A 13489-nucleotide genomic window follows, 5' to 3' on the forward strand; every position below is an offset into this window, starting at 1 on the left:
TTATAAGGAGTTTATTCCCATTCAATTGTTGCAGGTGGCTTAGAGCTTATGTCGTACACAACTCTATTTACACCTTTTACGTTATTAATTATTTTATTGGATGTTTTTTGTAAAAATTCATACGGTAAATTTACCCAATCTGCCGTCATACCATCCGTGCTTTCTACAGCGCGTAAAGCGACTACTTTTTCATAAGTTCTTTCATCACCCATTACGCCAACAGAGTTTACAGGTAATAAAATTGCACCTGCTTGCCATACTTTGTTGTACAAGCCATCTTCTTTTAATCCGTTGATAAAAACAGCATCTACTTCTTGTAAAATACGTACTTTTTCTTCGGTAATATCTCCTAAAATACGAATTGCCAATCCTGGACCCGGAAAAGGATGACGCCCTAATAAGTCCTTATCAATTCCCATAGATGCTCCTACGCGACGCACTTCGTCTTTAAAAATCATTCGTAATGGCTCTACAATCTTTAGTTTCATAAAATCAGGCAAACCACCTACGTTATGATGACTTTTAATTGTTGCTGATGGACCACCGTTTACCGAAACTGATTCAATTACATCAGGATAAATAGTTCCTTGTGCCAACCATTTTGCGTCGTCAATCTGATTTGCTTCATCATCAAAAACATCAATAAAAACTTTACCAATAGCTTTACGTTTTTCTTCTGGATCACTTAAGCCAGCAAGCTCCTTCAAGAAACGTGCCGAAGCATCTACGCCTTTTACGTTTAAGCCCATACCTTCGTATTGCTTTAATACATCGGTATATTCATTTTTACGTAACAAACCATTATTAACGAAAATACAATGTAAATTATCCCCAATAGCTTTGTGTAATAATACGGCTGCTACGGTAGAATCTACACCTCCAGACAATCCTAAAACCACTTTTTTCGGTTCCAACCTTTGCTTGTATATCAGCAACGGTTTCGTCAACAAAAGAATCAGGTGTCCAAGTTTGTGCTACGCCTGCTATAGTAACTAAGAAATTTTGTAATAATTGTTTACCATCGGTAGAATGATACACTTCTGGATGAAATTGAATCGCATACGTTGTTTCCCCCTCAATTTTATAAGCAGCATTTGCTACATCGTGTGTGCTTGCCAATAAGATTCCGTTTGTGGGTAACTCTTTAATAGTATCTGAGTGACTCATCCAAACCTGACTTCCTTCTGAGATGTCTGAAAAGAACGTTTCTCCTTCTTTTACAAAAGATAAATTAGCTCTTCCATACTCTCTAGTGTTTGATGGAGCTACCAATCCGCCAGAAAAATGGGCTAAATATTGGGCGCCATAACAAACAGCTAATAAAGGTTTTTTACCTCTAATTTCAGCTAAATCTGGATGTAACGCCGCTTCTGAACGAACAGAATTAGGACTCCCAGAAAGTATTACTGCTTTAAAGTCGTTTAAGTTGGTTGGAATTTTGTTATACGGATGAATTTCACAGTATATGTTCAATTCTCTAACACGGCGCGCAATAAGTTGTGTGTATTGCGATCCGAAATCTAAAATAAGTACGTTGTGTTGTTGCATAGGCAAAAATAGTACTTAGATTTTATATTTTAAGTATTTGATTTTAGATTTTTTTGAAGTTTTTTAATAACGATATACCACGGCGTTTATATTCATTCCTGCTCCCACAGAAGCCAATATAATTACCTCTCCTTTTTGTACTTCTTGATTTTCGATATTTCCTTTTAATACTAAGTCTAATAAAGTAGGTACAGTTGCCACAGAACTGTTACCTAGTTTATGAATGCTCATCGGCATAATGCCTGGTGGAATCGGTTTTTTGTACAGTCGGTAAAAACGTTTGATAATAGCTTCATCCATTTTTTCATTGGCTTGATGGATAAACACTTTTTTTACGGCGTCAATTTCAATTCCGCTTTTATCTAATGCAGATTTCATTGCTTGCGGTACATTGTTTAACGCAAACTCATAAATTTTACGTCCATGCATTTTTATGTACCGCACATCTGTATCTAAATTAGCATTAAATGATTTTCCGAAAAATAAAAAATAAGCTTCCTCTTTGGTAAAAGTTTGGGTAGCGTGACTCAGTATACCGCTATTGTCATTTGCTGTGTATTCTACAACACAAGCACCAGCTCCGTCGCTATAAATCATAGAATCTCGATCGTAGGTGTCAACCACTCTTGATAAGGTTTCGCCACCAATAACCAAACATTTTTTAGCGATACCTGCTTTGATAAAGGCTTGCGCCTGAATAACACCTTGTAGCCAGCCAGGACAGCCGAATAAAATATCGTACGCAACACAATTCGGATTTTCAATTTGCAGTAAATGCTTTACTCTACTAGCTAAACTAGGAAGAATATCAGTTTGAATAGCATCATTTTTCACATCACCAAAATTGTGTGCAAATATGATATAATCGATTTCTTCTGAATTCACATTGGCATCTTCTATTGCTTTTTTAGCAGCAAAATAACCTAAATCAGATGCTTTGTACTCGTTCTTTGCATACCTGCGTTCTTCAATACCCGTAATCGATTTGAATTTTTCAATAATTATAGTATTCGTACTGTTAAATGAAGTTCCGTCGGCATTTAAAAAAGAGCTTTCTAAAAACTGACTGTTTTCTTTTTTGATAGATGGTATGTACGAACCTGTACCGGTAATTACTGCTGATGCCATTGTTATTTATTAGAATTGTAAATACAAATAAAGCATTTTAAATTACATTAAAGTATTAATTATGAGCCATTTTATAAGAATTACAGCATCCTTAAAAAATGGCGTCTTAATTAAGTATTTTAAAAAAAAGAGAACTCTTTTTTGAGATTGTGATTTTTGAATATTACAAATACGAACTGTCGAAAGAGAAAGGTAGTAAAGAAAGTAAAGAATCTGTTTTTACTATTTTACCAACTTCGCCCATAAAAAATACTTTTATCGGTTCTTTTTGATTTATTTCGTATTCAGACAACGTTTGTCTGCATGCTCCGCAAGGTCCCACAGGTTTATTCACTTTGGTGTTTTCAGAAGCAGCTGAAATGGCTAGTTTTTTAATTTTTATTCCTGGAAATTCTGATCCAACTTTCCACACACCAACTCTTTCGGCACACATCCCAGAGGGATAGGCAGCATTTTCTTGGTTGTTTCCTAAAACAACCGCACCATTTTCTAGTAAAAATGCGGCACCTACTTTAAATTTAGAATAAGGAGCGTACGCTTTAGCTCTTGCCTCGATAGCCTTATCCATTAACATTTTATCTTCTTGCGCTAATTCTGCTACGTCATTATATACGGTTGCAGCGGCTTTTACTTCTATTTTTTCCATAAAGAAACAGTGTTGGTCAAAAAAAGCAGCCTGTAAGACTGCTTTATATTATACTACGAATTTATTAAAAAAAAACTACAATTTAATAATCATCGTAAATTTCTCCTAAATCAAATGATAAAGAAAAACGTAAGGTATTTTCTAAAGGATTGTTCACTGCAGCTGTATTTACCAAATACGATAAATCTAACGTAAATGCTTTGGCTGTAAAACCTGTACCTAATGTTAAGAATTGTCTTTGTCCGTTTTCTTCACTTTCGTGAAAGTAACCAGCCCTAAGCGCAAAGGCATTATTGTATAAATATTCGGCACCTAATGCCCAAGTAGTTTCTTTAAGCTCTTCACTAAAACTTCTGTCCCCTAACGAGGTAAACATTCCTTCGAACCAGCCTCTGTTATTTCCTCTGCCTTCTGGAGAGTTAGGGTTACCACTACTAGACGGTACTAATAGTTTTGTGAACTCTAAATTAAGACCCACTATATTTTGGCTGTCTAAAATAAAATCAAAACCACCACCTATTTTGGCGTTGGTAGGAATAAAATTTTCTTGACCAGGCGTATATTCTACTTTCGGACCAATATTAGCAATATTAAAACCTAATCGGTAACGACCATTAAAACTACCATAATTTCTTTCGTTAGATTGATAATAACCAGAAACATCAACAGCAAATGAATTCACAGCGTTTATATTACTATCATTCACATCTATATTAGAGTTGATATACTTTAGGCCAATACCCATTGAGAATTTTTCGCTTAATTTCATAGAATAAACTCCTGTAAGTGAAAACTCACTAGGATTTTGGATTCCCGTACTTTCTCCGTCAATATTAGTTAGTTCTACCTGACCCAGCGAAAAGTACTTAATATCTACACCCCAAGCTGCATTTTCTTTAAATCGATTTACATAAGAAGCGTTTCCTACAAAAATATCATCCGTTAAGTTACGTAGCCAAGGAGTATAGTTGACACCCACACTTATCTTATTTTGATTAAAAGCTGTTTTTGCAGGGTTATGAAAAATAGAAAAAGCATCTGCAGAGGTTGCAACACCTACATCTCCCATACCACCAGCACGCGCATCAGTAGGTATTAATAAAAACGGCGTAGCCGTTGTGTTTTGTGCTTTGGTTTGAAGGGCAAAACATACAAAAAATAAAAAAAACGATAATTTTTTCATGTAAATATTTGTTATTAGTTGAGCAAATATAGGTTTTTCTTAAAAAAACGCTAAATTTTGTTAGTTTTTAATCAGTATTTTAACGTTTGAAGCAGTTGATTATTATATAAATCATTTTTTTTTTTTTAAAATCATTATAATAAACCTTAACATACGTTAATATCGACATGAATTTTGGATAAAAAAATAAATTTTAATGGTAGATATTTAATCTTTTTCTTAGATTCGTAATACTAAACGTAAAAAAAGGTCGTTTGTAATCTTGCAGGAGAAACTCTTTGGTTCTTTTAATTTATAATTAAATTAGTTGTATGGAGTTATAAATATTGTAAATTGCGCCACCCTTAAAATAGTTAAAAATACATGAAAAGCACGTTAAAAATATTTAGTTTATTGGTTATCACCGGATTGTTGATTACTTCTTGTAAAAGCAACAGAAGTGGTGGTTCAGGTAAATCTTCACTGACTGGCTGGAACTTTAATGATCCTAATTATGGAGGTTATATAAAAGGAAAAGATAACAACAGTAAAGAAGCACCTCCTGGTATGGTACATATAGAAGGTGGTAGTTTTACCATGGGGCTAGTGCAAGATGACGTAATGTTTGATTGGAATACGACACCTAAAAAAATGCATGTGCGTTCTTTTTATATGGATGAAACTGAGGTTACAAACGCTGAATATGGTTTGTTTATGCAGTATACCAAAGATATATTTCCACCAGAAGAACCACAGTTTAAAAATATTTATAAATCTGTTTTACCAGATACATTAGTTTGGAGAAAAGGTTTAGGAAATACCAATTTATTGTCTGAGAGTTATTTAAGACATCCATCGTATGCCGAATACCCAGTTGTAGGTGTTAGTTGGTTACAAGCCAATAAATACTGTAAGTGGCGTACCAACGCAGTGAATTTAAAAATCTTAATGGATAAAGGTGTTATAAAAAACATTTTTAAAGAGGATTCTTTAAGTTTTAGAGGAAAAGATAATTTTGATACAGATACGTATTTAACGAATCCGTATGCATTGTTTGAAGGGGATTCAACAATCTATAAAAAAGGAATTCCAGTGCCTAGAAGAAACGGCGAACCTAAACCTTCGAAAGATCAGTTTTCAGGAAGACAAGTTACTTCATCTGATGGTATTTTAGCACAAAAATTTAGATTGCCTACAGAAGTTGAGTGGGAGTATGCAGCAAAGGCTATTTTTGAAAATCGTGAGTATAATAATATCCGCGGAAGAAAAAAGTATTCTTGGAATGGAAAATATACGAGAGATAGAGACAAGAGAAGAAGAGGAGATCAGTTAGCCAACTTTAAGCAGGGTAAAGGAGATTATAGTGGTATTGCTGGTTGGAGTAGTGATGGTTCGGATATTCCGAATGCCGCAAGAAGTTATCCGCCGAATGCTTTTGGATTATATGATATGTCTGGTAATGTTGCAGAATGGGTCCAAGATGTATACCGTCCTATAATTGATTCTGAAGCAAATGATTTTAATTATTTTAGAGGTAATGTTTTTACTAAAAAATTAATAGATCAAAACGGTAAAGTTGTTATCGTAGGTGATGAGGTTGGAGAAATAGAGTATGATACGTTAGAAAACGGAAGAGTTGTACCTAAAGATTTACCAGGAAGTGTGAAGTATATTCCTATTACAAAGGAAGATACGTACATGAGAAGAAATTATAATTTAGCAAATAATTCAAGTTTAGGTGATGGAGATCAGGCATCTTCAAAAGACTACGAGTTAGATAAAGATCAGTTAGATCGCTCATCTAGAATGTATAATTCACCTAAAAAACCTGAAGCAGAAAGAGATTCTTTAGGGAATGTTATTGAGAATTATAAATATGATGCTAAAAGAAGAACTACTTTAGTGAGTGATAAATCTAGAGTATATAAAGGAGGTTCTTGGGCAGATAGAGAATATTGGTTAGACCCTGCACAAAGAAGATACTTTCCTGAATATATGGCAACTAATTTTATAGGCTTTAGATGTGCTACTGATAAAATGGGACCTATGAGGCTTAATAAAAGAAAAAGAGCGGTTCCAGATAAAATTAACTAAGAAGTAAATAATACAAATTAAAACCTCATTGAATTTCAATGAGGTTTTTTATTTTTACAGCATGAAGATAAAAGAATTATATGCGTTGTTTATACAACACGGCTTGGTTGATACTGACACCCGAAAAATTAGAAAGAACACCCTTTTTTTTGCATTAAAAGGAGGTAATTTTAATGGGAATAAATTTGCAGAAGAGGCATTAACAAAAGGCGCTCTTTTTTCGATCGTTGATGAGGTTGAGTTTAAAACTTCAGAACGTATAATTTTGGTAGCGGATGTATTAACAACACTTCAGGAGTTGGCAAATTATCACCGTAACGTATTAAATATACCTATTATATCGCTAACAGGTAGCAATGGCAAAACGACCACCAAAGAGCTTATCAATGCCGTGTTGTCATCTACCTACAAAACAACGGCTACAATAGGTAATTTAAATAATCACATCGGAGTACCTTTAACGCTATTATCGATGACAACAGACACCGAAATAGGGATTGTTGAAATGGGGGCGAATCACTTAAATGAAATAGCTTTTTTATCAAATATATCACAGCCAGATTTTGGCTATATCACTAATTTTGGCAGTGCACATTTAGAGGGTTTTGGTTCGTTAGAAGGTGTTGTAAAAGGAAAGTCAGAGTTGTACGATTTTCTGATAGCTAACAATAAAAAAATCTTTGTGAACCCTAAAGATGTAATTCAACTTGAGAAAACTACGAATGCAAACACTATTTTATTTGAGAGCTCTATAGTATTCGTAGCAGCAAATCCGTTAGTAAAATTATCATTTGAAAATACTGAAATTCAAAGTAATTTAATAGGAACCTATAATTTTTCAAATATTGCTGCGGCAATAACCATAGCCAGTTACTTTAAGGTGTCTAAGGAGAATATAAAACAAGCGATTGAAAACTATACGCCATCAAATAATCGATCTCAAATCATTAAAACAACAAACAATACGATTATTTTAGACGCCTATAATGCGAACCCTACGAGTATGAAAGCAGCTTTGCATAGTTTTAAAGCGCTTAAGGCAGCGCATAAAACCATTATTATAGGAGATATGTTTGAATTAGGAAGTTACAGCGCTAACGAGCATCAAAGTATGGTAGATTTAGCTTCGGATTGTGAGTTTGATAAGTTGTTTTTTGTAGGTGAAAATTTCTATAAAACGAAAACAAATAACCAGAAATTTTCAAGTTTTGAGGGATTGAAATCTTATTTAATTGAAAACCCGATAAACAAAAGTGTTGTTTTAATAAAAGGATCAAGAGGTATGGCTCTAGAGCGTGTGGTAGCTCTTTGTTAAAAGGTGTTTTCTTGATGGTATTTAACTAAATTATCAATTGGCCGCTGAATTACATCGGTAATAGTTAAATTGTTTTCTTGCGCAACATACGCTAAAATATCTTTAAAATAAAAAGCAATAGAGCCTATGAAATAAATAGGGGTGTTTGCTTGTTTTTTATAAGGTAGCACATAGTACTTAAAGTATTTTTGAAAGCCTTTTTTAATTGTTTTTTTAATGTATTTTTCGTGTTTATAATCAAACATAAAGGTTGCAAAAGATGCCAAATACATATTTGGGTTCGGCATTCTGTATAAATTCTTTTTAATAAAATCAACATCTACATTAAACTGATTTTCAAATGCTGTAGCTATATTAGTAGGCATTTTTTTATAGAAAAAATCTCTTAGTAATATTTTTCCGAAATAGTTTCCACTGGCTTCATCCATTATAGTGTAACCTAAGGATGCTGATGATTTAGTTATCGTAACACCGTCATAATAACAGCTGTTAGAACCTGTTCCTAGAATATTTACAATGGCGGGTTTGTTGTTGCTGCAAGCATAGACAGCAGCCAACATGTCTTCAGAAACGGTAATTTTAGCCTTTTTAAAGGTGACTTGTAATATATCTGTCAGTAGTTTAACAGATAATGGCGATCCGCAACCAGCACCGTAAAAATGAATTTCTTCAATTTTATGTTTGTAGTCGATTAATTGTGGAATGTTGTTAATGCGATGTAACAATTCTTCTTTGGCTATAACGGACGGATTTAAACCTAAAGATGTAACCCTAAATAACTCTTTTTTTTGAGCGTTTAGTGCAATCCAATCTGTTTTCGTGGAGCCACCGTCTGCAATTAAAATCATCTAATTTATTTAAAAAGAATATTCTGACATAAAATGAAACTATATTTTTTTCATTTGTTGTTTCATCATTTGCATTTGTTCTTTTAACATACCGTGCTTGTCTAACTTTTTAGCTTCGGTCATTAAATTAGTCGCTTCACGCTTTCTACGTTTGGTCATAGCTATTCCTGCTAATTGTAATTTAGCCATTGCCAAATCATGATCCATCGCTAAACCTAATTTAACAGCCTTTTTTAAGAATTTTTCAGCCTGCGTTATATTGGTTTGACTCAACATAATTCCGTGTAAATAATTATAGTAGCCTTCTTGTTTTTGAATCAATGCTGTAGATGGATTTTTAATATAAGCTAACCATTTTTTAGCACCTTCGAAATTTTGTTTACGCAATTGCATGAAAGCTAGTAAGATAAATTCGTTTTTAAAGTAAAAGAATACGAAAATACCAGCAAATAAAAGCAGTGAAATTCCGTTCATGATGTGAACTTGAGAGAATTCGTAAATAGCCCATAAGGTTATAAGTCCTGCTAATCCTAATTTTATGTTTTTATTGAACATTTTTTCTTTTTTTAATCAACGCACAAAAGTACGATTTTCTGTTAAAATAGTTGTGAGTTTATTTTTTATAAAACTTTTTGAATTTAAACCATGCAAATAACCCTAGTATAAAAACAAATGAAACTGAGTAATAAACAGAGGTAGGTGTAATTACCTTATCTCCGCTTGCATAAGAGTGTAATCCTGATAAATAGAAATTCACTCCGAAATAGGTCATCATGATTGATGCAAAAGCGATGATAGACCAAAGGTTAAACGTATATCGACCTCTTAATCCCGGAATTAATCGCATGTGTAAAACAAAAGCATATACCATAATAGATATTAATGCCCAAGTTTCTTTTGGGTCCCAGCCCCAATAACGCCCCCAACTTTCGTTAGCCCACATGCCGCCTAAAAACGTACCAATGGTTAGTAAAACCAATCCAACAGTTATAGACATTTCATTGATAATTGTTAACTCCTTTATATGAAGATCCATTTTTCTCTTGTTCTTCGAGTTGGTGAAAATCATTAAGAATAAACTAAAAATCCCTAAGATCATACCTAAAGAAAAAGGTCCGTAACTCGCAACAATAATAGAAACGTGTACTTTTAACCACCAAGAGTTTAATACCGGCTGTAAATTTGCAATTTCTGGATCTAACCAATTCTGACTTGCAAAAAATAAGGTGATTGCCGTAATAAAAGTGGCTGCAGCAATGGTTAGTGTTGATTTTTTTCCTAATGATAAACCAAAAAACATCGTTGCCCAAGCAACAAAAATAATAGATTCGTAGGCGTTACTCCATGGAGCATTACCACTAATATACCATCTAGACAGTAAGCCTAAAGTATGTAAAATAAAGAAACCAATAATAATAACAATCAATCCTTTTACCACATAGTTGATCCATTTTTTGTTTGAGAAAACCTGCGCGATTAAAAAGATAATCAACAGAATACTAGACAATCCGAAGTACTTAATCAAACGATTAAAAACATCAAATTCATTATACATAATCTCTAATTCAATTTTATCTTCTGAAGGATATACTTCTTTTCCGAATTTTTTCTGAAACTTTTTAATTCCGTCTAAAACCTTGTTAGTTTCTGTATAGTTTCCGGATTTTCTTGAGTTTTGTAGAAGTTGCATATACACCGGTAGTGATTGACGTACAAATACAGAATCGGTTCCTTTAAAACCAGCCTTTAATGTTTCTGGCTGCGATACCCATTTGTTGTTTTCGTCATTAGGAATTGGGTAGATGCGTAACATACCGCCACCTAAAGTTTGTGATAATAACCAAACTCTTTGCTCAATTTTAATAGCATCTGTTTCAAACTTACTCTGAATCTTCTTTTTCTTAGCTTCAGCAACTAATTCACCTATTTTAGAGGTTCCTTTTGTATCATAAAAATCGATAAAACGAGCGTATTTTGCGTCTTTAGCAACGCCTAAAAGTTCTCTTATCTGCGTATTTCCTTTTTCTAAATAAATAAACGGAATGTTTAACCAAAGCATTGGCATTTCTGTAATAGAAAGCAAAACTTGTGTAGGGTTCATACCTTTAAAACTATTGGTATGCGCAACTTTTCTTACCAACTCAGAAGCTAAGGTGTGTGTCGGTTTCATTCTACCACCAATATCTTGTATCACTAAACTGCTAAATTCATTGGTGTGTTCAAGACTGGGTTTGTTGCTTGTTAAAATAGAGTCTATTTGCGCTATTGATAGTTCTTTTGGCTTGTGCACATCACCATGTTCTTGTGCAGTTGAATTAAGCGATAAGAATAAAATGATTACAGATAAACTAGCTTTTTTTAGCTTGATTTTATTTAGCGAATTCTTTAAGTCGTTAAAACGAGTGTTTTTTATGAATAGAATAAAAGTTAACCCAAAGAATAATAAAGTATATCCAACATAAGTAATCCAAGTACCTACGAAATCATGATTTACAGATAGGTGAGTTTGTTCGTTATCACCTTCAATTTTATAACTAGACTGAAACAGTTTATACCCTTTGTAATCTAAAATATTATTCATAAATATTCTAAAATCAAAAGTTTCTTTATCGTCTATAACTGTAATTTCACTAGCATAGGCAGCGGCACTTTCTGAACCAGGATATTTTTCTAGTTGAAAGTCATTTAACTTCACTTTAAAGGGAGTTTCTAACTTTTTAGCACCATACCAAGCTCTAAAGTTTAAGTCGCCAATACTAAATTCTTCAACATTATCTACATTAAACTTACCTCCATAAAGGGATATTCTTTTAGTTTCGTTATTCACTGTAACATCAAAAATAACGGTATCGTATTTTTCATTATCTTTCTCTCCAGATAGTGTTTTCATGATTCCTTTTTCAGGAGCTCTCGGAATTACAAATTGTAATCCTTTTATAGTGTGTAATGTTAAAAACTGAAAGTGTTGCGCACTGTCTTTAATGATTTGTCCCCTTTTTTGGTCGGCCATTCTAAGCCAATCACCATTGTTTTTAGAGACCATTTTTAAATTATCACCTTCGTAATAAAAGTTAACCGAGGCATTTTTTTGAGGCACATCAAAACTTACAAGTATGTTGTGAATATTTTGAGTAGTTCCTCTTTTAATATAATGTTCGTGTCTGCTTCCGCTAGAGCTTTCTACTAAAAATAAGTGTTCTACTCCGTTTTCATCTAAAACAAGTTTTTGTTCAGACCACGGAATATAGTCTACTAAATTGTAAGATATCTCATGCTGCCCTTTGTCTTTTTTTGGTTGAAAAGTTTCAGTAAATTTTGCAGAATTGCTTCCCCAAGCAGAAAGTAATAATTGGTTGTTTGTTTCTTTTTGAAACTCGTTATTATCAACAACAACGTTTAAATAGTTGGTGTCAGAAAAAAAAGTACTGGTAGTTTCTCCTTCATCAATAACCATGATCCCTTCGTAACTAACATAGCGCGTAACTCCTGCGCCAATTAATATGAGTAAAAATGCTGCATGGAAAAGTAAAACACCCCATTTTTCTTTTTTATATAAACGATACCTAAAGATGTTTCCAAAAAAATTAATTACAAAAAAGATCATAATTAATTCGAACCACCAAGTATTGTAAACTAAAGCTTTTGAAGTTTGTGTTCCGAAATCGTTTTCTATAAAAGTGGCGATTCCCATGGCCACTGCAAAAACGAAAAATAGTACCGCTGTTAGGCGCGTAGAGTAAAGTATATCTAAGATTTTTTTCATCTGTAAATCAGCTAAGTGTAAAACTTCGCAAATTTACGTATTAATGTCTTAATAACTTTATGAATTCACCCATTTTTAAGGAAATAAAACGTTAAAAAAGAAAGGTTATATCCCTATCTTTTCTCCCATTTTAACAAATGTTTCAATACGGTTCTTTGTATTCTTTAGTAGGTCGGCGTCAATCGTTAATTTATTTTTATCAACTAACAGCACAATTGTAGACCCGCCGAAGGCGAAATAGCCCATTTCATCCCCTTTTTTTATTTTTATGTTGGGTTTAAAAGTTTCGATAATAGTTCCTACCATGGTTGCACCAACAGGAGCTACAATAATTTCTCCTTTTTCTTCGGATGATAAAATGCAATACTCACGTTTGTTTTCGCAAAAAACTTTGGTAAAGTTTGATGCCAATGCGTAGGGAGAAACTGAAAAATAGTCACCTTTTATCTTCGTCATTTCAGAAGGTGTACCGTCATACGGAAAATGATAGCGGTGGTAGTCGTTTGGAGCTAATCGTAAAATAATTAGCGATGAGTTTTTGTGTTTCTCAGCTAATTTATCATTGGCTAAAAACTCTTTTAAGGTGAATTTTCGTCCTTTTATAAAGAAATCTTTAATGTCTGCAATGTTTTCAAAAGCAAGCATTTTTCCGTCTCCAGGAGAGGTGAAGCCATTTTCAATAGGTCTGGCAGTTGGTTTTAGTTTTCTATAAAAGAAATCGTTAAATGAAGTAAATTCAGAAATTGGTTTTTCAGCTTCATCAATATCAATATCTAACTGTTTTACAAAACCTTCTATTTTTTTTACAGAAGAAGGTTTGTCCATTTTTTTACCATACCAAGCAGATAAAAACTTGCGTTTTGCTATGGGTAAAAAAGCCATTTTACCAAACGGGTTATTGTATAACAACTTTAAAAAAACTTCACCAGGCGGAGTTTCGGTAATGATATTGCCAGATGTTCTATCGATGAATTTTATTTTCATA

The 13489-nt window shown here is 33.3% G+C and carries 9 protein-coding genes and 1 pseudogene; 2 read left to right on the forward strand and 8 right to left on the reverse strand.

Annotation, left to right across the window (positions count from 1 at the left end):
• Positions 1–11 precede the first annotated feature (11 nt).
• From guaA to porV, 4 genes and pseudogenes are all read right to left on the reverse strand, one after another.
• Positions 12–1548 (reverse strand): annotated as a pseudogene (gene guaA / locus RRF68_RS11820) (glutamine-hydrolyzing GMP synthase).
• Between the two features lie 63 nt (positions 1549–1611).
• Positions 1612–2676 carry a 3-oxoacyl-ACP synthase III family protein gene (locus tag RRF68_RS11825; protein ID WP_315944473.1) on the reverse strand — a complete coding sequence of 355 codons (1065 nt, stop codon included), beginning with the start codon at positions 2674–2676 and terminating at the stop codon, positions 1612–1614.
• A gap of 163 nt (positions 2677–2839) precedes the next feature.
• A complete protein-coding gene (gene cdd, locus RRF68_RS11830) occupies positions 2840–3322 on the reverse strand; it encodes a cytidine deaminase (RefSeq protein ID WP_315944474.1) in 483 nt (160 codons plus the stop codon).
• A gap of 82 nt (positions 3323–3404) precedes the next feature.
• Positions 3405–4505, reverse strand: coding sequence for a type IX secretion system outer membrane channel protein PorV (gene porV / locus RRF68_RS11835; RefSeq protein WP_315944475.1), 1101 nt, complete (start codon positions 4503–4505; stop codon positions 3405–3407).
• A gap of 363 nt (positions 4506–4868) precedes the next feature.
• Between porV and gldJ the strand changes: the two genes are divergently transcribed.
• Positions 4869–6578 carry a gliding motility lipoprotein GldJ gene (gene gldJ, locus RRF68_RS11840; RefSeq protein ID WP_315944476.1) on the forward strand — a complete coding sequence of 570 codons (1710 nt, stop codon included), beginning with the start codon at positions 4869–4871 and terminating at the stop codon, positions 6576–6578.
• A 61-nt stretch (positions 6579–6639) separates the two neighbouring features.
• Positions 6640–7893: a UDP-N-acetylmuramoyl-tripeptide--D-alanyl-D-alanine ligase gene (murF, locus tag RRF68_RS11845; protein ID WP_315944477.1), complete on the forward strand. Its 1254-nt coding sequence runs from the start codon at positions 6640–6642 to the stop codon at positions 7891–7893.
• On the opposite strand, the gene RRF68_RS11850 is transcribed toward murF, so the two are convergent.
• From RRF68_RS11850 to asd, 4 genes are all read right to left on the reverse strand, one after another.
• Positions 7890–8741 carry an N-acetylglucosamine kinase gene (locus RRF68_RS11850; RefSeq protein WP_315944478.1) on the reverse strand — a complete coding sequence of 284 codons (852 nt, stop codon included), beginning with the start codon at positions 8739–8741 and terminating at the stop codon, positions 7890–7892. The two genes, murF and RRF68_RS11850, sit on opposite strands and share 4 nt — an antisense overlap.
• Before the next feature lie 39 nt (positions 8742–8780).
• Entirely contained in the window at positions 8781–9296 is a 516-nt protein-coding gene (locus RRF68_RS11855) for a DUF2892 domain-containing protein (RefSeq protein ID WP_218773215.1), read from the reverse strand.
• A 58-nt stretch (positions 9297–9354) separates the two neighbouring features.
• Positions 9355–12504 (reverse strand): cytochrome c biogenesis protein CcsA, encoded by a 3150-nt coding sequence (ccsA, locus tag RRF68_RS11860; RefSeq protein WP_315944479.1) that lies wholly within the window; start codon positions 12502–12504, stop codon positions 9355–9357.
• Positions 12505–12609: 105 nt separating this feature from the next.
• Complete coding sequence (asd, locus tag RRF68_RS11865) at positions 12610–13488, reverse strand: archaetidylserine decarboxylase (protein ID WP_315944480.1); 879 nt, start codon at positions 13486–13488, stop codon at positions 12610–12612.
• Between the last annotated feature and the right edge of the window lies 1 nt (position 13489).

The organism is Tenacibaculum sp. HL-MS23, assembly GCF_032463465.1.
In the GTDB taxonomy this organism is placed as follows: domain Bacteria; phylum Bacteroidota; class Bacteroidia; order Flavobacteriales; family Flavobacteriaceae; genus Polaribacter; species Polaribacter bernardetii.

Bases quoted from the DNA above. Each gene is read 5' to 3' on its own strand.
- cdd (WP_315944474.1), bottom strand. From the start codon at position 3,322: ATGGAAAAAATAGAAGTAAAAGCCGCTGCAACCGTATATAATGACGTA.
- RRF68_RS11855 (WP_218773215.1), bottom strand. From the start codon at position 9,296: ATGTTCAATAAAAACATAAAATTAGGATTAGCAGGACTTATAACCTTA.
- gldJ (WP_315944476.1), top strand. From the start codon at position 4,869: ATGAAAAGCACGTTAAAAATATTTAGTTTATTGGTTATCACCGGATTG.
- asd (WP_315944480.1), bottom strand. From the start codon at position 13,488: ATGAAAATAAAATTCATCGATAGAACATCTGGCAATATCATTACCGAA.
- murF (WP_315944477.1), top strand. From the start codon at position 6,640: ATGAAGATAAAAGAATTATATGCGTTGTTTATACAACACGGCTTGGTT.
- RRF68_RS11825 (WP_315944473.1), bottom strand. From the start codon at position 2,676: ATGGCATCAGCAGTAATTACCGGTACAGGTTCGTACATACCATCTATC.
- RRF68_RS11850 (WP_315944478.1), bottom strand. From the start codon at position 8,741: ATGATTTTAATTGCAGACGGTGGCTCCACGAAAACAGATTGGATTGCA.
- ccsA (WP_315944479.1), bottom strand. From the start codon at position 12,504: ATGAAAAAAATCTTAGATATACTTTACTCTACGCGCCTAACAGCGGTA.
- porV (WP_315944475.1), bottom strand. From the start codon at position 4,505: ATGAAAAAATTATCGTTTTTTTTATTTTTTGTATGTTTTGCCCTTCAA.